The organism is Streptomyces sp. CO7, from assembly GCF_053474865.1.
In genome coordinates this window covers 1-441 of sequence record NZ_JBRIOU010000115.1, presented here as the reverse complement: position 1 = coordinate 441, position 441 = coordinate 1, and the positions used below count along the sequence as shown (strand labels likewise).

The 441-nt window shown below is 73.2% G+C and carries 1 pseudogene; it reads right to left on the bottom strand.

The window, feature by feature from the left end:
* Nucleotides 1-441, bottom strand: a pseudogene (locus ACOV8S_RS31365) (hydroxymethylglutaryl-CoA lyase); the annotation flags it as partial.

Genomic DNA, 441 nt, shown 5'->3' with positions numbered 1-441 from the left:
GGCGCAGGGCCTCGTACGTGTTGGCGAGGGCCTGGCCGTACGTGTCGTGGAAGTGCACGCCGAGCGTCTCCACGGGAACGCCGGCGTCGGTCAGCGCGGTGAGCAGGGCGCTGACGTGCCCCGGGGTCGCCACCCCGATGGTGTCGCCGAGGCTCAGCTCGTCGCAGCCCATCTCCCGCAGGGCCCGGCACACCTTCACCACCTGCCCGACGGGGACCGGACCCTCCCACGGGTCGCCGAAACACATCGAGAGGTAGCCCCGGACGTGCACGTCCGCGTCCTTCGCCCGCGCCACCACCGGCTCGAACATGGCCAGCGCCTCGTCCACCGTGCGGTTCAGGTTGGCCTTGGCGAAGGACTCCGTGGCGCTGGCGAAGACCGCGACGCGGCGGGCGCCGAGCGCGAGCGCCCGGTCCAGGCCGCGCTCGTTCGGCACCAGGA